Raw genomic sequence first — 20,635 nt, 5'->3', positions numbered from 1 at the left:
CGAACCGCTGGTCGTCGCCGTGCCACGTGGGCCGGCCCAGCAGGCGGGGCCGTTCGGTGACCCAGGCCCGCGTGTCCGTCCCGACCTCCGCGTCGATGAGGTTCTCGAACAGGGCCCGGTAGCGCTCGAGTTTGGCGGTGGCGTGGTCGAGAAAGTCCGGCAGGCAGGGCAGTCGAACCTCCTTCCGTGCACGTCTTTAAAGGGGAACGAGGGAGGGCGCATTGAACGCCGACGAGGAACGCCAGTTCCGTGAGTTCGTGGCGGCGCGGTCGAGATCGCTGCTGCACACGGCATACCTGCTGACCGGGGACTGGGAGCAGGGCCGGGACCTGCTCCAGACCGCGCTTGCCTCCACCGCTCGGCGTTGGTCGAAGCTGCGCGACCGCGAGCAGCCGGAGATCTATGTGCGCCGGGCGCTCTACCACGCCCAGGTGGATCGCTTCCGACTCCTCAGCTGGGGACGGGAGACCGTCACGGACACCCTGCCGGACCAGCCGTCCGGGCAGGTCGCCGACTGGGCCGACACCGTGGTCCAGCGGCAGGACATCATGGCCGCGCTGCGGCGGCTGCCCAAGCGCCAGCGTGCGGTGATCGTGCTGCGGTACTTCGAGGACCGGCCGGACAACGAGATCGCCGCGATTCTGGGCGTTGCTCAGGGGACGGTCCGCAGCCAGACCCACAAGGCCCTCGCCTCTCTGCGCACCACCCTGGCCGAGGCAGGGCCGTCGGCCTCCTCTTCCACTGCCTCCGGAAGGGGCGTCGTCGCATGAACGGCTCGACCGAACACCCGCTGCACGAAACCCTGCTGCACGATGCCCTGCACGCGCATGTCCGGGAGAGCGGCGGTGGCACCGTCGGCGCCCATCTGGTCGGCCTGGCCGACGGCGCGTTGCGGGTCGCCCGGCGGCGTCGGCGGCTGGCCCGCACCGGGGTCGGCGTCGCCGCCGTCGCCGTGGTCGCCACCGCCTGGGTGGCCGTCGCGGACGGCGCGTCCCCTCGCGCGCACGTGGTTCAGCCCGCGGCAGAGGGCGGCACCGGGAACGCCGGGAAGGCGGCCCCGGTCTCCCTCCTGCCGGTCACCTCGTCCACGGAGCGGGCCTGCACTCATGGCAGCGGCCGCTACACCGTGCACGCCACCGCGACCCAACCGGCGCTCTGCGTCCGCGCCGACCGGGCCAGGGGCATGACCGACGTTCGTGTCGCCTCCGCGAAGGCGGAGAAAAGCACCATCGACGGTACCTGGCAGGTCGAGGTGACTCTCAGCCCCGCCGACCGGACCCGCTTCGCCGCCCTCACCGGCTCGATCGCGGGGACCCCGGTACCGCGCGACGAATTCGCCATCGTCATCGACGGCAAACTCTGGGGCAGGCCCTCCGTGACCTCCTCGCTCACCGGCGGCCGTTTCGAAATCGTCGGGGCCTACGTCGGAGACCTCACCAGCGCCACCGCCCACGACCTCGCCCACCGGCTGGATCCCGGCAGGTGAGCAGTCAACTCCCGCTATGGCGTTGACGCCCACCCGGGCGAAGACAGGAGGCAGGCCGCGCAGCAGAGGCGGCGCGCGCCGGCCCCACTCCACTCGTCACAACAGCGGGACACCCGCCCTGACCTGCCCCTACAGTACCGGCAGGTTCTTCCGCAGCTCGAACGCCGTCACCTCGGAGCGGTACTCGTGCCACTCCGCCTGCTTGTTGCGCAGGAAGTGGCGTCGGCCCGGAGCGACCTCACGTGATCGACGTCGGCGCAGCATTGACCTGTGATCGAACGGTCGTCATTGGCCGTCATTGGTCGCTGTGGGCCACCCTTCGACGGCCCACAGACGGCCCACAGACGGCCCGCGTCGCGATGCCCCTGGATCCGGGGTCAAGCAAGTCTCGCCAGGTCCAGCGAAGCTTAGATTCAGAGAATTGGCAGCGAAGCCGCCCATCACCATCCATACTGATCGGTTATGTCTCGTTCTCCATCTCGGATGCACCGCACTTCAACGACAGCGACTAGCAGGCTATCGCGCCGACTCACAAGTTGGGTGACCAAGTTGCGGAAATTCGGGCACCTAATTGGAGATGAATTCACCAACCTGGAGCCCTGGAGAAGCATTAGGCAAGAAATCCTCGAAACCGCCAGATGGAATTATCGCGAAAACTCCGAAATGGTTAACAACTTCGCCCGAAATCTCACAGACGCGAGCGAATTGGAGCGAATAAGGAAGAGGGTTGGACGGGGAGCAATGCGCCGCACCCTGAATCGCGCAAGAAAAGTCACCTGGACGATCGCATGGGTGTATTATCCATTCGCCATCCTGATTCCATGGGCAACATCGGTGCTCCCTTTCCTTGTCCGGGAATCCAACCCAAGAAGTCCTGATCTGCACGCCGACAACGTCCTGTCAGGGGAGTTTCTGCGTCTTTTGCTGCCTATACTTGCAGGTTACATTCTGATGTCTACGATCACATTGTGCAGCATAAACCCAAAGACCTTGCGAATCCCCATTATGACTAGAATTAAGGGGGCCAGATCCCGCATTCTGTCTACAATGACAATAGCTGACTCGTTTGTAATTTGGGCCGCCTCGGATACATCACACGCCGCTCGATTAGGGGTCCTGCCGGGCATCGGCTGGTTTTTGCTGGGAGCCCTAGTGGCGGGCACTCATATAATCGCGACCATCACCTTCATCAGCCTTTTGAAATTTCTGGTTTATTCCCGTATCGAGGATTTTGAGCACCCATACGATGCGCTACTTGTCGCGATGGCGACGGCATGCGCGGAAGCGCATACTCACAGAAGTCACTGGTTTAAGCCGACGAGCACGCGTGAAGTCCTTGCGTCTTTAGAAAGAGCTGCAAGCGCCGCAGAAATGCTGGCCGGAAAATTCTCGCGGTTGACCTCCATCACCGACATGGAAGCCCGAAAAACCGCCAAAGAAGAGGCTTTCGGCATTGCTGAACTAATCCGCAAACACAAGTACGCCATTTCACGGGCCAGCGGCCCCGGTTCATACGACCGAGTGATAGCATCGCTGTGGGCTGGAATCACCGCCCTAGTAAATGACGACTGGGCGGCTATGCTTACCGAGGTTAACCAAAGTCCTCGCATATCGAAACTTCACGCCGCGTGGCAACGTCTATTGCCTCCCGTTGTTCTACTCGGCGCCGCGTTTACCCTCCCCCTTATTCCTGATGTGGCAAATATTCCTGCAGTGGCAAGCAGCTTGCGAGTCACCCTGTTGATCACCGCCGCATTGACCCTAGTCCTTCCCCGTGAGTCCTCTGCTCGGGCTCCCATTCTCGATGCTCTCGGAAAAGCTCTGCCGATACGGCCAGACAAATAGTCGTTGCTTTCGAGCGTGCATGAGAAAGCGCGCAAAGGGCCGCCCGTGTGCACGTCATAAGATTCGATCGCTACCCGGACACTCTGTCCGGGTCTTCTGTTCTTTGTTCGCCGATGCTGGAAGCTGCCGATACACGGCAGTGAGGCCAACTACCCGGCCTGTCGCCAGCTCTGTACCGTAGGCAGGGCCCCCACACCCGCAGGAGGCAGCACATAGTGCGTGGTCTTGGAGATCACCTCAGCATAGGCGAACGCATCGCGTTCTACCGGAAGCGTCGCGGCTACACGCAAGAGGTGCTCGCTGGTCTGGTCGGGCGTAGCACAGACTGGTTGGCGAAGATCGAGACGGGGCGCCGGAAGCCTCCCCGGATCGACATGCTCGCGGAGCTGTCGCGCATCCTGCGCGTGCCTCTCGGGGATCTGCTTGGTCAGACAGTCCTCATGGAGGACGAGAAGCAGCAGGATGACGTCCCGGCCGTGCGCGACGCGCTCATGAGCCCGCGCCGACTGTCCCGTCTGCTCTTCGGCCCCGAGGCAGAGGTGCAGCTCCCCACGCCGGCGCCCGTAGCCGTGCGTGTGGAACAGGCATGGAATGACTATCAGGGCGGGCGGCTGGGCAGCGTTATCGCTGCTCTTCCCGCGCTCCTCCAGACCGCACAAGAGCTGGAGGAGCGAGCCGCACGGCACGGCGAGGACCGTGGCGACTGCTGGGCAGTGTCGGCCCGCACTCACCACCTCGCTGCAACGACTCTCGCGAAGATCGGCGAATCCGACATCTCTTGGCTCGCTGCCGAGCGAGCGATGCGTGCGGCAGACGAGTCAGACGACCCGTTCGTGTTGGCGTCCGCCGCGCGGTCTGGCACACACGCTCTGCTCGCCAACGGCCGGTACGACGACGCGTTGGAGCTGGGCAACACGGCCGCCGCGTGGCTGTCGTCTCAAGTGACCGACAGCGACCCTGCGGCACTGAGTCTGCTGGGGATGATCCACCTGCGGGCCGCTGTCGCAGCGGCCCGCCATCCGGACCGGCCCACCGCCACCAGCCTGCTGAATCGAGCCGAGGAACTAGCGGATGACCTCGGATCGGATGAGAACTACTGGCAGACCGGCTTCGGCCCCACCAACGTCCTGCTCCACCGCCTGTCGATCGAGCTGGACCTCGACAACGTGTCGTACGTGGTGGAACACGGCCGGATCAATGTCGATCACATGCCACAGGAACGCAGCGTCTCGCACCGCATCGACTTCGCGCGTGCTCTCTCGCTCAACGGACAGGGCGACGAAGCATTCACGGAACTCCGCACGGCTGAACGCACATCACCGCAGCTCGTACGCAACAATCCGAGGGTGCGCGAGACGCTGCGGGATCTGATCAAGCAATCACCGGTCACCGGCGGCTCGCGATCATCCGAGGTGTTCGTGATGGCTCAACGGTGTAGGGCGGTGCAGTGAGTTCAGGCAAGCGTGGGGTGCTCGGAGTCGTCGGTTCGGCGGCTGGAGGCGTAGACACACTGCGCACCGGCTTGGTTGAGCCCGCGATTGAGCGCGGCTGGCAAGTGGCCGTCACCCTGACGCCGACCGCAGGTCAGTGGCTACGGATGAGCGGCGAGGTCGAGCAGTTGGAGAAGCTGACCGGCCTGCCCGTGCGCGATGAACCGCGCCTGCCTGGCGAGGCACGACCGCACCCGCCGGTTGACGGGTACGTCGTAGCCCCCGCATCGGCCAACATGGTGGCCAAACTCGCCATGGGCCTGATGGACAATCAGGCGCTGACCCAGGTGGGCGAGGCGATCGGCACCCTTGGATTGCCCGTCGTGGTCTTCCCCCGCGTGAACGCGGCGCACGCCCGCCACCCGGCATGGCAGCACCACCTCGACACCCTTCGGGCGGGGGGCGTGCGCGTCATCTACGGCCCGGAGGTGTGGCCGCTGTACGAGCCGCGCGAGGCGCCGGCGGGACGTGAACTCCCCTGGAGAGCAGTTCTGGACGCCGTGGATGAGGTCACCAGGTAACGAGTCGTCAACCCTCCTGACCTGCAAGGAAAGAGGACCCGGACACTCTGTCCGGGTCCTCTGCCGTTCACGGCTCCATGCTCATTGGCATGCCAGGGATCAATGAGCGAAGCGGCGAACTGGAAAGCATGACTCCTGCTGAACTCGCTCTGACCAAAGCGAGTTTGAGGGACGCCTGCCTCAAGGTCGAACTACTGCTGAGGCGCGCAGACAAACTCACGGCGCAGGTGGAGTCTCGCTACCCACAAGCCGCTCAAGCCGGTCAAGCCGCTCCCCGAGCGAATGGAGAGCGTCATGGATCGTGCTGAGCTCTGCGGCCAGGGCCGCGAAGGCAGGACTGCTGCCCGGCTCGGTACCGAGCGGCACCGCAGGATCACGGACAAACGTCCCGCGTCCCTGCTGGCTGAGAACCAGCCCCTCGTCACGGAGTTGGCCGTACGCGCTCTGAACGGTCATGAGCTGCACGCCAAGTTGCTTGGCGAGCGAGCGAGCAGCCGGAAGCCGGTCCCCCGGGTCGTACTCGCGATCGGGGCCCATGATCTTCTCGCGGAACTGCGCCGCAATCTCCTTGGCCGTGGGCGTGGGCTTAGGCACCTCGGGGCTCTGATCCATACCCCCGAGAGTAACCGGACCTAGGTCAATCTCTCACTCTTCTGCCCAACCCTCTTGACGTTCAGATTGACATGGGTCAATCTGAACTCACCGGAACGCGAGGCCCGAAAGGGCTTCACCGGCTGTGCCGACGCCCGGAGGAAAGCCCGCAGGGGTGAGTACGAAGGAAGCGGTTGATCTTTGACAACTCCACACAGGGAACTGCCGGTAACCCGTGGTCCGCCTGCCCGAAGGGGTCGGAAACAAGGCGGAGAAGACCGGCGTGCCCCGCACGGCAGCCTGGCCGGTTCGAGTCCGGTCCGGGGCACTGCGGCCGCTGCTCAGCGGCCGCACCGCGCTTGACGCGCGGCTCTCTCCATCAACGGCGCGCACCCCCGGAGGGCCATCTCCGGGGGTGCTGTTCGGGCCGTCCCTACTGCCAAGGAGACACGACCCATGAGTCCCATCGTCACTGTTCAGGACGCTGTTACCGCGTTCACCGACTGGATCGAACCGACGGCCGCTGAGCTGGACGCGATCGAGCGGGAGTTGCCCGCGATCCTCGCGGACGTCGACCTGCTGGACGCACAGATCATCACCCTTGACCGCGTCCCGAGTGAGTTGGACGCCCGGCGCATCCGCCGCGCGCGTCGCAAGGTGCTGGCCGAGCGGCGCGCCCTGGCCAACCGCACCGCGGCGGGCGGTGCGGCATGAACCGCACCGGCCGAACCCTTCTTGTGCTCGCGCTGGTCGCCGTGGTCGGCATGGCGTTTCGGGTCTCCTGGAACGCACTGCGGGACATTGCCAATGCGATCGGTGCGGACCACACCGCCGCCACCCTCTACCCGTTCGTGGTCGACGGACTGATGGCGCTGGCGCTGGTCGCCACCCTCGTGCTGGTCGATAAGGATCGGACGTTCGCGCTGCGGGTGCTGGGCACCTACACCGGCGCCTCGCTGGTCCTCAACTACGTCCACGGCCTGGTCCCGGCGCTGCACGGTCGCGCGGTCGACTGGGGACGGTTGGCCGACTGGGACCCTGCCAACTGGGCGCTGGTCCTGCTGGCCACGTCTCTTCCGGTCGGGTCAATCTACTTCGGCTCCGATCTGGTCGCCAAGGTGCTGCACCACCGCCCGGCCCCGATCCCGACCGCAGACACGAATACGGAGGAATCCACCGAGACCGTGAGGAATCGGTCTACGGCTGACCTGCCCGAATCGACCCCGGACCCGATCACCGCCACGGCGGTGCGGCTGCCCGATCCGGTCGACTTCGTCAAGGCGACCGCATCGCTCAAGCCGGTCCGGGCAATCGCCCCGATCGAGCCGCCCAAGCTCCGCGCGGTGCCCGCTGAGTCGAGTCGCCCCCGGCGGGCGACCTACCGCGTCCCCGAGGCAGCCAGGACGCCCCGGACCAAGCGCACCCCGCAGCAGCTGCTCACCGAGGCGCGCACCGCGACGGCCGGTTGGCCGGACGCGCAGATCACCGCTGAGGGCATCCGCCGCGAGGTGCACACCTCGCCCGCGAACGCCCGGATGCTGCGGGACACGCTGCTTGCCGAGCGGGCCGTCTGATGTCGGCCGCGTGGGGCAAGTGCTTCGATCCGTCCGGCGCCCGCTACGGCGTCCCCACTTACCCGTGGCGGCTCGCCCCGGACGGGCTGTGCACCCGTCGGCAGTTACGAGCCCGTGGTCTGCGTCCGGGCGGTCAGCCGATCGCCGCGCAGGTCATGCGGATCAACCGGCGGGCCGGCGGGCCACGCGTGGCCTACCTCTACCGCGAGGACCTGGCGCTGCCGGTCCGGCCGATGACCTCGCGTAAGTGGGGGGCGCTGGCGCTGGCGATGCTCGCCCGCCGCACTTGCCCGTCCTGCGAGATCACCTACGACTACTGCATTTCCCGCCGCTACGGCCTGTGCGGGCTGTGCATCGACGCCAACTCTGCTTCCCAGAAGGGCAGTTGATCATGCCTAAAGACACGCCTCCTGGTGAGTGCCCGCAGTGCTGGCAGCACGCCTACGACAAGAGCATTCACCGCAGGCTCCGCCCCGACGAGGACTGCAAGCCGTGCCTGGACCACATGCACAACGGCTGCCCCTACTTCGTGCCCAAGAAGAAGAGCTGGTGGTGAGCATGGACCACCGCGACCCGCCGGGGATCATCGCCCCGCACATTCCCGCCGACGCCTACCGGCGCGCGGAGGCCACCGGACAGCCCGTCGTCATCGTCGTCCACACCACCGACCCGGCCGGACGCCCGATGCGCCACTACCTCTTCCCCATCGCCATCGCCGGAGCCGCCGCCATGGGCTGCTGGGGACTGGTCGCGGCCCTGTGCGCGCTACTCGACGCTGCGGCCCACGCCTTCACTGTCATCACGCAGACCGCCGGACCGATTGGGGCCGGTGGCATCACCTTCAAATTCGCCCGGAGCGGGCGGAAGTCGTAGGCGGCCCGTGGGGCGTCCGAGCCCCCTCGCGTGAGGGGGCAGAACCCCCGGGCCACGAACGGCCGTTCAGGGCCCCGCCAGGGGGTTGCGCGGCCTGATTTTCCGCCGCTCTACGCGCGCGTGCGCGTAGGGCCCCTCTCCTCGGAACGGCGCAACTCCGCAACTTCGCAGGTCAGATGCGGTTGCGGGGGTTCAACCGGCGTTGCCGACGCAACCGGCAGCGCCAACCATCCCAAATCGGGCGGGCCGGTGACGCCACGCAACGGCGCACCGGCCCTGATCCACGGTCTTGGAGGACCCTTTCGTGGACTGGAAACAAGCATGGTCGACCACCACCGCTACGACCAACAGCGCGTTGGATGCGCTCTCGCCGATGTGCGCGCCGTTCGCCGCGCGGTGGGACCGTGAGGCGGAGCGGCGGGCGCAGCTGCGGACGTCGGAGAATCTCAAGGCGCTCATGGTGGCGCAGCGCGAGCACAACTCCGCCCGCTCCACGCATGCGATGGCGCGCAACCAGCGCAGCGCGGCGCGCAAGGCGTCGAACAATCCGCTGTCGGGGACCCGTCGGGCCGCGCGCACGGCTCACAAGGCCGCGCGGCAGCATCACAGCCAGGCGCGGTCGGTGTTGAAGGAGGCGCGCAAGAACTACCCGGCGACCCTCGCGGCCCGCGCGGTGCAGACGCACGCCGCGCACGCGGTGCCCGGCGGGCTCGCGTCGTGGCTGATGTCGGAGGCGGCGCACGCGCTCACGCTGTGGCCGGCGTCCCTCTCCGCTGGGCTGATCGGCCTGAACGCCGCCGGGTTGTGGCTGGGCCGTCGTCAGTCGTCGGTGCGGCTCGATGACGGGATGACCGCAGAGGAGCGGCGCCTGGCCTCGCGGCTGGACCCGTCGTTCTGGGTCCAGAACGCCGACGCGCGCGGCCTGGCGGGCACCGTGCCGACCCCGGCCAAGCTCACCCCGGCCGGACTCGTCTCACACGTCCGCCTCGATGGCCGGTGGACGCCGAAAACGTTCCGGGCGAAGGCGGATGAGATCCGGGCCCTGCTCGGGGCGCGCACCGACCTACGCATGGAGATCACCTCGGGCAGCCACGGCGACCGGGCCACGATCACGCTGCGGACTCGCAGCGCGGCCGACGGCATCGACTTGTCTGGCTGGGCGCCCGGCGCCCCGTGGGGCGTCGACTCCGTGACGGGCGAGCCGGTCATGGTGCCGCTCGGGCGCCGGATGCTGGTCGCGGGCACCTCCGGGTCGGGCAAGTCCTGGTCGACCCGCGCGCTGCTGGCGGAGGGATCGGAGGCCGAGGATCACCGCCTGGTCGTCATCGACCCCAAGCGGGTGGAGGCCATCAACTGGCAGCACCGCGCCCGCACCGCCATCACCCCGGACGAGGTCCTGGACGTCACCGACGACCTGGTCGCGGAGATGCACGAGCGCCTGGAGCTCATCCCGCGCGGCCAGGACGTGATCGCCATCAGTCCGGAGCGGCCACGCATCACGGTGTTCGTGGACGAGGGCGCCGAGGTCATCTCCATGGCCGCAAAGACCCGCGCCAAGCCCACCAAGGACGACCCGGGGGATCCGGACTGGAGCCGGATCATGGAGAACCTGACCACCCTGGCCCGCATGGCGCGCGCCGCCGAGATCATCCTGATCTGGGCCACGCAGAAGCCGACCATGGACCGCAACGGCGGTATCGACCCGCAGATCAGCGCACAGATCACCTACCGGGCCGCCCTCGCCCTCAGCACCTCCGGGGAGTCCCGGGTCGTGTTCGGTGAGGACGCCACCGAGAGGGGTTGGCACGCACACGATCTGCCGATGCCCGGCGTGGCGATGCTGCGCTCCGGGCCGAAGGCCAAGCCGCATCCGATCAGCACCCGCGCGTTCTCCCCGGCCGACGTCATCGCCCTGCCCGACCGGCCCATCTGGCACCGCGGCTCCTCCAAGCCGACCGGATCCACGCTCCGACTGGTCAAGGAGCAGGCCACCCCGGCGGAGAACACGGCCCCTGTGGCGGAGACGAATCGGGACCGGGTGCTGCGGGCCGTGGCTGACGGTGCGCGCACCCTGCGGGACGTCACCGACCGGACCGGAATCAACAAGGGCACCGTCTCGCGCGAAATCAAGGCGCTCACCGCTGCGGGAGACCTCCGCAAGAGCGACGACGGGATGCTCCTGCCCGGCAAGGAAGCGGCCTGAGCACCCGCGCTTCACCCACTCGCACGCACGACAACGGCGGCCCCCTCACGCCAATGAAGCGGGGCCGCCGCCAATCCAGCAGAGAACTGGAGACCTCTAGCATGACCCAACTCACCGACATCCGGCGAGCCCGCAGCGTGAGTGAGCACCTGCACACCGTCGCCTTGGACCTCGCCGAATCCGACATTCCCGTGCTGCCCCTACGTGTGGGCAAGGTCCCCTTCGGCAACTGCCGCACCTGCGCGGGCAACGCGTGCGGCGGACGGCCGAACATGAAGACCGCCGGACCCTGCTACTGCCCGGCACCCTGCCACGCGTGGGCCGCCGCCACGACCGACCCGGACGTCATCAACTCCCGTCTGTGGCAGCGCGCATGGGGCCAGGCGGCGGCGGTCGCCTACCACCCGGGCGGCGCCGGACTGACGGTCGTCGACCTCGACAACGCCGACGCCATCACGTGGGCCCGCGCGACCCTACCCACCACGCAGACCGTGCCCACCACCCGGGGCGAGCACTGGCTCTACCAGGGCGTCATGCCCTCCGCCAACGCCGTACGACCCGGCGTCGACATCAAGTCGCTGATGCAGTACGCCCGTTGGCTCGGGCCCGGCACTGGCACCGCCACCGCCCTGCCGGACATCGTGCGCGCGCTGGTCGTCAAGGAACCCCGCGCCATCCGGCCGGTGGCCGTCCCCGTGCCCGCACCGGTCGGAGGCGGGGAGTGCCCGCACCGCACGCCGACCTATCTGGCTCGTGGCATCGCCATGGCGGAGCAGCGCATCACCGAGGCGCGCAGCGGGATTCACGCCGAGGTCTACCGGACCTTCCTCGCGGTGCTGTCCACACACGGCCGCTGCGGCTGCCTCACCGACGCCCACATCACGCGCCTGTTCACCGCCGCGCAGGCCAAGGGCGAAACGGCCCGGCACTGCACCGACGCGTGGACCAACGCCCGTACCAGGTTGGGACTGTAGCCATGTCCGAGGACGACAAGACCCCGGCCCGCGAGGTCATCGCCGACTACGCCCAAGAACACTTCCGCTACTTCCGCACCGCCGACGGCACCGTCTACGCACAGAAGAACGGCCACCCCGTGGCCCGCCCCATCCGCTCCCAAGGCACCACCGGCAGCCACCGCCAAGAACTCATGGTCGGCCTGTTCAAAGACGGGCGCGGCGTCTTCAACGGCACCGCCCTCAAGGAGGCGTTGGATTTGATCGAAGCACTCGCCCTGTCCGAGGACGTACAGCCCGTGCACATCCGCGTAGCCCCCGGATTCGACAGGGCAACCTGGCTCGACCTGGGCCGCAGCGACGGACAGTCCGTCCGCATCCACCCCACCGGCTGGGACATCGCCACCCCCGACCCGCACGAGGTCTGCTGGCGGCGCACCCAACTCACCGGCGAACTGCCCCTGCCCGTCAAGGACACCGACGGCAAAGGCATCGACCTGCTACTCCGGCTGTGCAACTTCGCCACCGCCGAGACCGAATGCCTGGCCATCGCCTGGCTGATCGGCTGCCTCGGGCCGTCCGTGCCCGTGCCGGCACCATTCCTCACCGGGCCGCAGGGCGCGGGCAAGTCCACCGGCGGGCGGATGCTCGTGCGGATCATCGAGGGCATGAGCGGCGACCTACGCCGCGCCCCCAGGGACGAGGAAAACCTGATCGCAGCCGTGGCGGCGGGCTGGGTCACCGCGCTGGACAACCTCTCCCACCTCACCCCGGAACTCTCCGACGCCGTGTGCTGCGTCGTCACCGGAGCCGAAAGCGTCAAGCGCGCCCTGTTCACCGACGGGGACGTCTTCCGCGTCGGCTACCGCCGCCCGCTGCTGCTGACCGGCATCGACGTCGGTGTCATCCGCGGCGACCTGGCCGAACGGCTCCTGCCGCTGCGATTGGAGCGGCCCAAGGTCCGGCGCACCGAAGCGGAGCTGTGGGCGGAGTACGCGGAGGCGCTGCCCGTCGTCCTCGGCTCGCTCCTGGATCTCGCGGTCAAGGTGCGCGCCGTTGAGGCGGAGACCCCGACCGACCTGCGGATGGCAGACTTCGCCCACCTGTGCGCCCAGCTCGATGCCGCAACCGGGCTCGGGGCACTCCCCGCCTACCGGGCCAGCCTCGATGACCTCAATGACGACGTCATCGAGGGCGACCTCCTGGCGCAGACCGTGCTCAAGCATGCGGAGACCATCGAGCCGGGCGGCGTCCAGCGGATGACGTCCACCGAGTGGCTGCACCTCCTCAGCGGCCTCTACAGCAACGACGAGCCGCGCCCCCTGCCCAAGGGCTGGCCGACCACCGGCAAAGTCCTCTCCGACCGGCTCAAGCGCCTCCAACCAACCCTGGCCGCACGGGGCGTGCTCATCGACTCGGGCCGCACCCGGACGGGCCGCTACCTCGAAATGACCCGCCCGGCCACTTCGCCGCCCCACGAGCAGCAGGCGTTCTGACTCGCCGCGCGCCCGCCCGGACAAGCAAGAAGAGCACCAGGCGGCGCGTGCTCCTCTTGCTGTTCGGCGCCATGCGCCGCCCAAAGGACGCGCCGCGCAGCGGCCCGTTACTGCTGTTCCGGCGGCCCCGCCGCCGCCCCAGGGTCGCGCCGCGAAGCGGCTCCTTCTTCACGCTTTAAGGCGCCGCTGCCACTACGACAGACACCCCCTCTTTTGTCTTAAGAGGGAAGACGCTGCGTCACGTGCGTCACGCACGCCGGAAAACGGCCCCTGAGCTGCGGCAACAGGCGTGACGCAGACGGCATCCTCTGCGTCATCCTGCGTCATCTGCGTCACGCGATGACGCAGCCCGTGACGCGCCGATGACGCACCCTCTCGGCGCCGCGTCACACAAAGTCGCAGGTCAGAAGCCCAAATGACGCTGGTGACGCCGTGACGCAGAAATCCGCACCTCGGACAGACGCGGCCATCCCGCTTGGAGCCCCATGACAAAGCCGATAGATCCCGACCCGCGCGCCACTCTCCGTGGCGGCCTCCCTGACCGGTACCTCACCCCCGACGACATCGCCGAGGTGTTCGAGGTGCCCCTAGAGACCGTCTACCAGTGGCGCAAAAAGCGCACCGGCCCGCCCGGCTTCCGCATCGGCAAGCACCTCCGCTACGACCCCGCCGACGTACGCGCGTACGTCACCGGCCGCAAGGACGCCGATCGCAACGCCGCCTGACCAACCACCCGCCAAGTAGAGCAGGGAGAGCCGCTACCAGCGGCTCTCCCTGCGCCTTGTTGAGGAAGGACCGCCACCGCATGGCTGGCCACATCCAAGACCGCTGGTACAAGACCGAAACTGACGCCAATGGCAAGACCGTCCGTGCGCGAACTGACCGATACGGCAAAGGCCTGCGATACCGCGCCCGGTACATCGGTCCGGACGGCACCGAGAAGAGCAAGTCATTCCCCGATGGACAGAAGCGGCTGGCCGACCAGTGGCTTGCCCACATCGAGGCTGACATGTCGCGCGGCCAGTACATCGATCCCGCCGCTAGCCGGATGACCTTTCGGCAGTACGCCGAGAAGTGGCTCAACACCCAGACCACCGACTTGACTACGCGCGCGTCAGTCGATTCCGCGATTCGCGGCCACGCGATCCCATACCTGGGACCGCGCCCGCTCGGGTCCTTCAAGCCGGAACACATCCGAGACTGGCTCAGCGAACTGGAGCGAGTCGTACCCGCGTCGTCGTACCGGCGAGTGATCTACAACAACGTGTCGACGGTCCTCAACGCGGCTGTTGACGACGGCCACTTGTCGAAGAACCCGTGCCACGCGCAATCCGTGCGGCCACCTGCTGCGGGAACTGGTCGCGTTGTGCCGTGGGCCGCAGAGCGCGTCTTCGCCGTACAGGCAGCACTGCCGGAGCGCTACCGCGCGACAGTCGACCTTGGAGGCGGATGCGGGCTCCGGCAAGGGGAGGTCTTCGGGCTCCCGGTCGACGAAATCGGATTTGACTCCGGCTGGCTGCACATCGCGAATCAGGTGAAGGTGACGAAGCAGGGTCTCGTATTCTCCCCACCGAAGCGGAACAAGATTCGCGACGTTCCCTTGCCGGACCGCGTGGCGCACATCCTCAAGAGGCACATAGAGGCATTCCCCCCGGTCGAGGTCACGCTGCCGTGGCTCCGGCCGGACGGCCCCCTCATCACCAAGCGTCTGCTCTTCACCCGCCTCGACGGCTCAGGCGCAGTCCGACGGACCGACTTCAATGACCGCACGTGGAAGCCCGCTCTCGTCGCGGCCGGAGTCATCCCCGCCCCGAAGCCGGGCGAGCGTCACCAGGCCGCCCGCGAACACGGCATGCACGCGCTCAGGCACTTCTACGCTTCGGTCCTGCTGGACGCCGGCGAGAACATCAAAGCCCTGAGTCACTACCTCGGACACAACGATCCGGGGTTCACACTCCGGGTCTACACGCACCTCATGCCGAGCAGCGACGCACGCGCCCGCAAGGCCGTGGACAGCCTGTACGAGGGCACCGATCCAGCGCACGACGGCCCAGAGACGGCCCAGGGGCAGTGAGACGCCATGGGGCCGACGGTCCGTGACCGTCGGCCCCATTCGCCGATTCAGCAGGAAACCCGTCCCGACCTGCCCTTACAGCACCGGCAGGTTCTTCCGCAGCTCGAACGCCGTCACCTCGGACCGGTACTCGTGCCACTCCGCCTGCTTGTTGCGCAGGAAGAAGTCGAAGACGTGTTCGCCGAGGGTTTCGGCGACCAGGTCGCTGCGTTCCATCAGGGCCAGGGCCTCGCCGAGGTTCTGCGGGAGGGGCTCGATGCCCATGGCGCGGCGCTCGGCGTCCGAGAGGGCCCAGACGTCGTCCTCGGCTCCCGGCGGGAGCTCGTAGCCCTCCTCGATGCCCTTGAGGCCGGCAGCCAGCAGGACGGCGTAGGCGAGGTAGGGGTTGGTGCCGGAGTCGATGGAGCGGACCTCCACGCGCGCGGAACCGGTCTTGCCCGGCTTGTACATCGGTACCCGGACCAGGGCGCTGCGGTTGTTGTGGCCCCAGCAGATGTACGACGGGGCCTCGCCGCCGGCACCTGCCGTGCGCTCCGAGCCGCCCCAGATGCGCTTGTAGGAGTTCACCCACTGGTTGGTGACCGCGGAGATCTCCGCCGCGTGCCGGAGCAGACCGGCGATGAAGGAGCGGCCGACCTTGGAGAGCTGGTACTCCGAGCCGGACTCGTAGAACGCGTTGCGGTCGCCCTCGAAGAGCGAGAGGTGGGTGTGCATGCCGCTGCCCGGGTACTCCGAGAACGGCTTCGGCATGAACGTCGCCTGGACGCCCTGCTCCAGCGCCACCTGCTTCATGACCAGGCGGAAGGTCATGATGTTGTCCGCGGTGGACAGCGCGTCGGCGTAGCGCAGGTCGATCTCCTGCTGGCCCGGGGCGCCCTCGTGGTGGGAGAACTCGACCGAGATGCCCATCGACTCCAGCATGGTGATCGCCTGGCGGCGGAAGTCCATACCGATGTTCTGCGGGGTGTGGTCGAAGTAGCCGGAGTTGTCGGCCGGGGTCGGACGCGTGCCGTCGAGCGGGCGGTCCTTGAGCAGGTAGAACTCGATCTCCGGGTGGGTGTAGAAGGTGAAGCCCAGGTCGGAGCCGCGGGTCAGGGCGCGCTTGAGGACATAGCGCGGGTCGGCGAAGGACGGGGAGCCGTCCGGCATGAGGATGTCGCAGAACATGCGGGCGGTGCCGGGGGCCTCGGCGCGCCAGGGCAGGATCTGGAAGGTCGAGGGGTCCGGCTTGGCGATCATGTCCGACTCGTAGACCCGGGCGAAGCCCTCGATCGCGGAGCCGTCGAATCCGATGCCCTCGTCGAAGGCCTGCTCGAGCTCGGCCGGGGCCACGGCGACGGACTTGAGGAAGCCCAGCACGTCCGTGAACCACAGGCGTACGAACCGGATGTCGCGCTCCTCCAAGGTCCGGAGCACGAACTCCTGCTGCTTGTCCATCTTCCGCTTCCCCATCCTTGCTGATCAGGCCGCCTGTCTCCGTGTCCCGCAGGAGGCGGTCGGGCACCTGAGCATCACACCACAACAGCATTTCATGCGCGTTGCAGACCTTGATCGATGTGGACGACGTGGGTCTGAATGCCTCGCATACGGCGGGTGTACGGCTCTGCTGCCCATCTTGCCTGCTCGGACTGACATCCGTAATGCCCCGCCCCACCTCGCACGTGAGGAGCGCCACGCCGCTTTAATTTGCGTCTCAGATGCAAGTTTAACTAGCGTTCGGTCGTCCCGAGTTCACGAGGAGCCCCGATGCTTTCCGAACCAGCCGCCGCCACCGTCCGCGCCACCCTTCCCGCCGTCGGCGCCTCGCTCGCCGAGATCACGGAGCGGTTCTACGCCGGGCTGTTCGCCGCCCGCCCCGAACTGCTGCGCGACCTCTTCAACCGCGGGAACCAGGCCGCCGGTACCCAGCGCCAGGCGCTGGCCGGCTCGATCGCCGCGTTCGCGACGCACCTGCTGGAGCACCCGGACCGGCGGCCGGACGCGATGCTGTCCCGGATCGCCCACAAGCACGCCTCGCTGGGCATCACCCCCGAGCAGTACGAGCTCGTCCACGAACACCTCTTCGCCGCCATCGCCGAGGTCCTGGGCGAGGCCGTCACCCTCGAGGTCGCGGCCGCATGGGACGAGGTCTACTGGCTGATGGCGAACGCCCTCGCGGCCATCGAGAAGCGGCTGTACGAGGAGTCCGCCGAGACCGGCCGGCGGTGCTGGGAGGTCGTGGAGCGGTTCGCGGAGACCGCGGACGTGGCCACGTTCCGGCTGCGCCCGGTGGACGGCGGGGAGGTCGCGGACTTCCGCGCGGGCCAGTACGTGTCGGTGCGCGTCGAGCTTGCGGACGGGGCCCGTCAGATACGGCAGTACAGCCTCTCCGGGGCGCCCGGCTCGACGATCCGGCAGATCAGCGTCAAGCGGGTGCCCGGCGAGGCTGCGGCGCCCGACGGCGAGGTCTCGAACCACCTGCACGCGCGCGTGCGGGAGGGTGACGTCCTGGAGCTGTCCGCCCCGTACGGCGACCTCGTCCTCGACGACAGCGACGGCACGCCCCTGCTGCTCGCCTCCGCGGGCATCGGCGTGACCCCGATGGTCGCCATGCTCGCGCGGCTCGCCGAGACCGGTCACCGCACCCCGGTCACCGTCGTGCACGGCGACCGCTCCCCCGCGGACCACGCCCTGCGCGTCGACCACGAGGCCTACGCCGAGAAGCTCCCGGACGCCTCCGCGCACTTCTGGTACGAGGCGGACGCGGCCCCGGGCTCCCGCACCGGGCTCGTCGACCTCACCGACGTCGCCGTCCCCGAGGGCACGCGCGCGTACCTGTGCGGCCCCCTCCCCTTCATGCGCGCGGTCCGCACCCAGCTCATCGAGAAGGGCCTCGCCCCGGCCGACATCCACTACGAGGTCTTCGGCCCGGACCTCTGGCTGACCCGGGCCTGAGCCGAAAGCAGTGCGGGGCGGGCCGGCATCCCTGCGGGGTGCCGGCCCACCCCGTCACACAAGGGGCTCGAGCCCAAGAGGCGGTGGGGGTCGACCGGCGTACCTGCATCCCGACAGAGCGCCCGCGCGCTCGCGGCCGCCGAGGCGAGCCGTTCACAGGACGGGCGCCGCACAGCCCCCACCCCCGCCGAAGTGCCCCACGACCCGCCACACCGCCGTAAGGCAAAAGCGAATTCCGCCCCCCGCAACGGTCAACAAACCGCCCGCATCCCGGCAAGGCGCCCGGGCCGCGCGGCCGCCGAGGCGAGCCGGATCAGGGGGCAGGCACGGCACACAGCCGGCGCCCCCGCCGATGTGCCCCACGGCCCGCACCCTCGCCGTAAGGGCAAAGGCACCGTCCGGCCCCCGCACGGGTCAACGAACCCCCGGCATCCCCAGCAACAGCGCCCCCGTGGGCCCGGCCGCGATGTCCTCCACCGTCACCGGGTCCAGCGAGGCGAAGAACGCCTCCTGGGCGCGGCGGAGTTCGCCGCGGAGGCGGCAGGCTGGGGCGAGGGGGCAGGGGGTGGAGCCCTCGCAGTCGACGACGTCGCCGTCGCCCTCGAAGGCGCGGACGACGGCGCCCGCGGAGGCCGTGCGGCCCTTGGCGGTGAGCGAGAGGCCGCCGCCCCGGCCGCGACGGGCGTCGAGCAGCGCCATGTGCTGGAGTTCGGCCACGACCTTCGCCGCATGGGTGTAGGGCACGTCCATGTCGGCGGCGACGTCACGGGTGGTGGGAGTGGTCTCACCGGCGACCGCGAGCCGCATGAGCACGCGCAGAGCGAGGTCGGTGGATCGGAGGAGCCGCATACCACCAGCCTAAATAATGTGCATCTCGGGTTCAACTTATCGGCGGTGCGTCCCGCCGGCCGGTTCCTGTCGGGTTCCTGTCGATCCGGCCAATCCTGTGGCCTGCCTGCGAGACGTCCCTCCCGCCCCATTACCATCAGCGAACCCGACCGTCCCTTTTCCCCGAAGGACACCCCCATGGGCTCCGCCAACAAGACCACCGGTGCGGCACGCAAGGCGCGGATAGAGGAGATGCGGCGCGCCGAGCAGTCCCGGCAGCGGCGCAACAGGATCCTGACGGTCGCGGCGAGCGTGGTGGTCGTCGCCGGTCTGGTGGTGGGCGGCGTCTACGTCGTGAAGTCGCAGGACGACGGCAAGAAGGACACCGCGAGCGACTCCAAGGCCCAGGGCTCGGGGCACTTCGTCACCGGCGCGGACGGCGTGCGCACCTGGACGGGCAAGCTGACCCGCAACCACGTCCAGACGATCGTGAAGTACCCCATGCACCCTCCGGTCGGCGGCGACCACAACCCGGTCTGGCTCAACTGCAACGGCAACGTCTACACCAAGGCCGTGAAGGACGAGAACGCCGTGCACGCGCTGGAGCACGGCGCGGTCTGGGTGACGTACACCGACAAGGCGGCGAAGAAGGACGTGGCCGCGCTCGCGGCGAAGGTCAAGCAGACGCCGTACTCGCTGATGAGCCCGTACGCGGACCAGTCCGCGCCGATCGAACTGTCGGCCTGGGGCCACCAGTTGAGCGTCAAGAGCGCCGACGACCCGAAGGTCGCCAAGTTCTTCGAGACGTACGTGCAGGGCAAGCAGACCCCGGAGCCGGGCGCCTCCTGCACGGGCGGGACGATGTGACGTGAAGGCGTACATCGGCTGGATCACAGGGACCACCGCGGCGGTGCTCGTCGCGGCCGGCGCCATCACCTACGCGGTCGCCGAGGACGGCGGCGACTCCGCCCCGGGCACGCCTGCGGCCGAGTCCGCCGACGCCGGCTTCGCCCGCGACATGGCGGTGCACCACCAGCAGGCCGTCGAGATGTCGTACATCGTCCGCGATCGCACGAAGAACACCGAAGTGCGGCGGCTCGCCTACGACATCGCGCAGACGCAGGCCAACCAGCGTGGCATGCTGCTCGGCTGGCTGGATCTGTGGGGGCTGCCGAAGGTTTCGGCGAAACCGCCGATGTCCTGGATGGGCATGGGCGGCATGCCCGAGCGCGGGGACGGCTCGCTGATGCCCGGGATGGCGACCGACACCGAGATGAAGAAGCTCGGCACCCTCAACGGCAGGCAGGCGGAGGTCTTCTACCTCCAGCTGATGACGGACCATCACAAGGGCGGCATCCACATGGCCGAGGGCTGCGTCGCCAAGTGCACGGTCGGCGTGGAGAAGGACCTCGCGCAGGGCATGGTGAACTCCCAGCAGTCGGAGATCACATTGATGGCGGACATGCTCAAGGAACGTGGCGCACAGGCCCGTTCTTAACGCCATTGATGGAACGAAAGCCTCAAATCGCCCAACCTGACGGTTCCTTGGGCTTCTCTTGGCTTACCCATTCCCCTGGCATGAACGGTTCATCGCAAGAGTGGCCCCTATCGCTTGATCCACTGCCCGCGCCTCCGCCGCGGTGTGGGGCACCAGAGGCAGGCGCGACCGACACATGCGAAGAACCGCATCGCAGGGGGTTCTATGAGATCCAACCGCGCCACGATGCGCGCCGCGAGCATGGCAGCGACACTGCCCATGATCGCCGG

Annotated in this window: 21 protein-coding genes and 1 pseudogene; 18 read left to right on the top strand and 4 right to left on the bottom strand. The window is 68.2% G+C overall.

Annotation, left to right across the window (positions count from 1 at the left end; genetic code table 11):
- The first annotated feature begins 221 nt into the window (after positions 1 to 221).
- Together ACGFYN_RS36420 and ACGFYN_RS36415 are read left to right on the top strand one after the other, a co-directional pair.
- Positions 222 to 770: a SigE family RNA polymerase sigma factor gene (locus tag ACGFYN_RS36420; RefSeq protein ID WP_393870237.1), complete on the top strand. Its 549-nt coding sequence runs from the start codon at positions 222 to 224 to the stop codon at positions 768 to 770.
- The gene (locus ACGFYN_RS36415; protein WP_393870236.1) at positions 767 to 1,486 is read left to right on the top strand and encodes a hypothetical protein; all 720 of its coding nucleotides are present in this window, start codon (positions 767 to 769) and stop codon (positions 1,484 to 1,486) included. Before ACGFYN_RS36420 ends, ACGFYN_RS36415 begins: the two co-directional genes overlap by 4 nt.
- Before the next feature lie 129 nt (positions 1,487 to 1,615).
- Here the strand turns inward: ACGFYN_RS36415 and ACGFYN_RS36410 are convergent.
- A pseudogene (locus ACGFYN_RS36410) lies at positions 1,616 to 1,702 on the bottom strand (glutamine synthetase); the annotation flags it as partial.
- 525 nt (positions 1,703 to 2,227) lie between these two features.
- On the opposite strand from ACGFYN_RS36410, the gene ACGFYN_RS36405 reads away from it, so the two are divergent.
- From ACGFYN_RS36405 to ACGFYN_RS36395, 3 genes are all read left to right on the top strand, one after another.
- Positions 2,228 to 3,331 (top strand): hypothetical protein, encoded by a 1,104-nt coding sequence (locus ACGFYN_RS36405; protein ID WP_393870235.1) that lies wholly within the window; start codon positions 2,228 to 2,230, stop codon positions 3,329 to 3,331.
- A 215-nt stretch (positions 3,332 to 3,546) separates the two neighbouring features.
- Positions 3,547 to 4,782 (top strand): helix-turn-helix domain-containing protein, encoded by a 1,236-nt coding sequence (locus ACGFYN_RS36400; protein ID WP_393870234.1) that lies wholly within the window; start codon positions 3,547 to 3,549, stop codon positions 4,780 to 4,782.
- Positions 4,779 to 5,342, top strand: a complete 564-nt coding sequence (locus ACGFYN_RS36395) for a flavoprotein (RefSeq protein WP_393870233.1) — start codon at positions 4,779 to 4,781, stop codon at positions 5,340 to 5,342. The genes ACGFYN_RS36400 and ACGFYN_RS36395 overlap by 4 nt, the downstream gene beginning before the upstream one ends.
- 216 nt (positions 5,343 to 5,558) lie before the next feature.
- Here ACGFYN_RS36395 and ACGFYN_RS36390 read toward each other — a convergent pair whose 3' ends face one another.
- The gene (locus ACGFYN_RS36390) at positions 5,559 to 5,954 is read right to left on the bottom strand and encodes a GntR family transcriptional regulator (protein WP_393870232.1); all 396 of its coding nucleotides are present in this window, start codon (positions 5,952 to 5,954) and stop codon (positions 5,559 to 5,561) included.
- A gap of 435 nt (positions 5,955 to 6,389) precedes the next feature.
- Between ACGFYN_RS36390 and ACGFYN_RS36385 the strand changes: the two genes are divergently transcribed.
- The 10 genes from ACGFYN_RS36385 to ACGFYN_RS36340 all read left to right on the top strand — a co-directional run bounded on the left by ACGFYN_RS36385 (position 6,390) and on the right by ACGFYN_RS36340 (position 15,106).
- Entirely contained in the window at positions 6,390 to 6,647 is a 258-nt protein-coding gene (locus tag ACGFYN_RS36385; RefSeq protein WP_393870231.1) for a DUF6284 family protein, read from the top strand.
- On the top strand, positions 6,644 to 7,507 hold the full coding sequence (locus ACGFYN_RS36380; RefSeq protein ID WP_393870230.1) for a DUF2637 domain-containing protein: 864 nt from the start codon (positions 6,644 to 6,646) through the stop codon (positions 7,505 to 7,507). The genes ACGFYN_RS36385 and ACGFYN_RS36380 overlap by 4 nt, the downstream gene beginning before the upstream one ends.
- Entirely contained in the window at positions 7,507 to 7,896 is a 390-nt protein-coding gene (locus tag ACGFYN_RS36375) for an RRQRL motif-containing zinc-binding protein (protein ID WP_393870229.1), read from the top strand. The genes ACGFYN_RS36380 and ACGFYN_RS36375 overlap by 1 nt, the downstream gene beginning before the upstream one ends.
- 2 nt (positions 7,897 to 7,898) lie before the next feature.
- Positions 7,899 to 8,063: a pRL2-8 gene (locus ACGFYN_RS36370; protein ID WP_393870228.1), complete on the top strand. Its 165-nt coding sequence runs from the start codon at positions 7,899 to 7,901 to the stop codon at positions 8,061 to 8,063.
- 2 nt (positions 8,064 to 8,065) lie between these two features.
- Positions 8,066 to 8,380 (top strand): hypothetical protein, encoded by a 315-nt coding sequence (locus ACGFYN_RS36365; protein ID WP_393870328.1) that lies wholly within the window; start codon positions 8,066 to 8,068, stop codon positions 8,378 to 8,380.
- Between the two features lie 304 nt (positions 8,381 to 8,684).
- Positions 8,685 to 10,583 (top strand): FtsK/SpoIIIE domain-containing protein, encoded by a 1,899-nt coding sequence (locus ACGFYN_RS36360; RefSeq protein ID WP_393870227.1) that lies wholly within the window; start codon positions 8,685 to 8,687, stop codon positions 10,581 to 10,583.
- 101 nt (positions 10,584 to 10,684) lie between these two features.
- Positions 10,685 to 11,557: a bifunctional DNA primase/polymerase gene (locus tag ACGFYN_RS36355; protein WP_393870226.1), complete on the top strand. Its 873-nt coding sequence runs from the start codon at positions 10,685 to 10,687 to the stop codon at positions 11,555 to 11,557.
- Between the two features lie 2 nt (positions 11,558 to 11,559).
- Complete coding sequence (locus ACGFYN_RS36350) at positions 11,560 to 13,032, top strand: ATP-binding protein (RefSeq protein ID WP_393870225.1); 1,473 nt, start codon at positions 11,560 to 11,562, stop codon at positions 13,030 to 13,032.
- Between the two features lie 485 nt (positions 13,033 to 13,517).
- Complete coding sequence (locus ACGFYN_RS36345) at positions 13,518 to 13,757, top strand: helix-turn-helix domain-containing protein (protein WP_393870224.1); 240 nt, start codon at positions 13,518 to 13,520, stop codon at positions 13,755 to 13,757.
- Positions 13,758 to 13,837: 80 nt separating this feature from the next.
- Complete coding sequence (locus ACGFYN_RS36340; protein WP_393870223.1) at positions 13,838 to 15,106, top strand: tyrosine-type recombinase/integrase; 1,269 nt, start codon at positions 13,838 to 13,840, stop codon at positions 15,104 to 15,106.
- A gap of 75 nt (positions 15,107 to 15,181) precedes the next feature.
- On the opposite strand, the gene ACGFYN_RS36335 is transcribed toward ACGFYN_RS36340, so the two are convergent.
- A complete protein-coding gene (locus tag ACGFYN_RS36335) occupies positions 15,182 to 16,543 on the bottom strand; it encodes a glutamine synthetase family protein (protein WP_393870222.1) in 1,362 nt (453 codons plus the stop codon).
- Between the two features lie 309 nt (positions 16,544 to 16,852).
- Between ACGFYN_RS36335 and ACGFYN_RS36330 the strand changes: the two genes are divergently transcribed.
- On the top strand, positions 16,853 to 18,040 hold the full coding sequence (locus ACGFYN_RS36330; protein WP_393870221.1) for a globin domain-containing protein: 1,188 nt from the start codon (positions 16,853 to 16,855) through the stop codon (positions 18,038 to 18,040).
- A gap of 414 nt (positions 18,041 to 18,454) precedes the next feature.
- Here the strand turns inward: ACGFYN_RS36330 and ACGFYN_RS36325 are convergent, their stop codons facing one another.
- The gene (locus ACGFYN_RS36325) at positions 18,455 to 18,889 is read right to left on the bottom strand and encodes an RrF2 family transcriptional regulator (protein ID WP_393870220.1); all 435 of its coding nucleotides are present in this window, start codon (positions 18,887 to 18,889) and stop codon (positions 18,455 to 18,457) included.
- A 177-nt stretch (positions 18,890 to 19,066) separates the two neighbouring features.
- Between ACGFYN_RS36325 and ACGFYN_RS36320 the strand changes: the two genes are divergently transcribed.
- Positions 19,067 to 19,735, top strand: coding sequence for a DUF3105 domain-containing protein (locus ACGFYN_RS36320; RefSeq protein WP_393870219.1), 669 nt, complete (start codon positions 19,067 to 19,069; stop codon positions 19,733 to 19,735).
- A 1-nt stretch (position 19,736) separates the two neighbouring features.
- On the top strand, positions 19,737 to 20,366 hold the full coding sequence (locus ACGFYN_RS36315; protein ID WP_393870218.1) for a DUF305 domain-containing protein: 630 nt from the start codon (positions 19,737 to 19,739) through the stop codon (positions 20,364 to 20,366).
- Positions 20,367 to 20,635 lie beyond the last annotated feature (269 nt).

The sequence above is a fragment of the Streptomyces sp. NPDC048419 genome, from assembly GCF_043200415.1.
Lineage (GTDB): Bacteria > Actinomycetota > Actinomycetes > Streptomycetales > Streptomycetaceae > Streptomyces.
This window is presented reverse-complemented; position numbering and strand designations above follow the sequence as displayed.

Excerpts from the sequence above, each read along its gene's own strand:
- ACGFYN_RS36330 (WP_393870221.1), top strand. The coding sequence starts at position 16,853 with ATGCTTTCCGAACCAGCCGCCGCCACCGTCCGCGCCACCCTTCCCGCC.
- ACGFYN_RS36370 (WP_393870228.1), top strand. The coding sequence starts at position 7,899 with ATGCCTAAAGACACGCCTCCTGGTGAGTGCCCGCAGTGCTGGCAGCAC.
- ACGFYN_RS36320 (WP_393870219.1), top strand. The coding sequence starts at position 19,067 with ATGGGCTCCGCCAACAAGACCACCGGTGCGGCACGCAAGGCGCGGATA.
- ACGFYN_RS36350 (WP_393870225.1), top strand. The coding sequence starts at position 11,560 with ATGTCCGAGGACGACAAGACCCCGGCCCGCGAGGTCATCGCCGACTAC.
- ACGFYN_RS36355 (WP_393870226.1), top strand. The coding sequence starts at position 10,685 with ATGACCCAACTCACCGACATCCGGCGAGCCCGCAGCGTGAGTGAGCAC.
- ACGFYN_RS36380 (WP_393870230.1), top strand. The coding sequence starts at position 6,644 with ATGAACCGCACCGGCCGAACCCTTCTTGTGCTCGCGCTGGTCGCCGTG.
- ACGFYN_RS36325 (WP_393870220.1), bottom strand. The coding sequence starts at position 18,889 with ATGCGGCTCCTCCGATCCACCGACCTCGCTCTGCGCGTGCTCATGCGG.
- ACGFYN_RS36390 (WP_393870232.1), bottom strand. The coding sequence starts at position 5,954 with ATGGATCAGAGCCCCGAGGTGCCTAAGCCCACGCCCACGGCCAAGGAG.
- ACGFYN_RS36375 (WP_393870229.1), top strand. The coding sequence starts at position 7,507 with ATGTCGGCCGCGTGGGGCAAGTGCTTCGATCCGTCCGGCGCCCGCTAC.
- ACGFYN_RS36405 (WP_393870235.1), top strand. The coding sequence starts at position 2,228 with ATGCGCCGCACCCTGAATCGCGCAAGAAAAGTCACCTGGACGATCGCA.
- ACGFYN_RS36340 (WP_393870223.1), top strand. The coding sequence starts at position 13,838 with ATGGCTGGCCACATCCAAGACCGCTGGTACAAGACCGAAACTGACGCC.
- ACGFYN_RS36385 (WP_393870231.1), top strand. The coding sequence starts at position 6,390 with ATGAGTCCCATCGTCACTGTTCAGGACGCTGTTACCGCGTTCACCGAC.
- ACGFYN_RS36345 (WP_393870224.1), top strand. The coding sequence starts at position 13,518 with ATGACAAAGCCGATAGATCCCGACCCGCGCGCCACTCTCCGTGGCGGC.
- ACGFYN_RS36365 (WP_393870328.1), top strand. The coding sequence starts at position 8,066 with ATGGACCACCGCGACCCGCCGGGGATCATCGCCCCGCACATTCCCGCC.
- ACGFYN_RS36415 (WP_393870236.1), top strand. The coding sequence starts at position 767 with ATGAACGGCTCGACCGAACACCCGCTGCACGAAACCCTGCTGCACGAT.
- ACGFYN_RS36335 (WP_393870222.1), bottom strand. The coding sequence starts at position 16,543 with ATGGACAAGCAGCAGGAGTTCGTGCTCCGGACCTTGGAGGAGCGCGAC.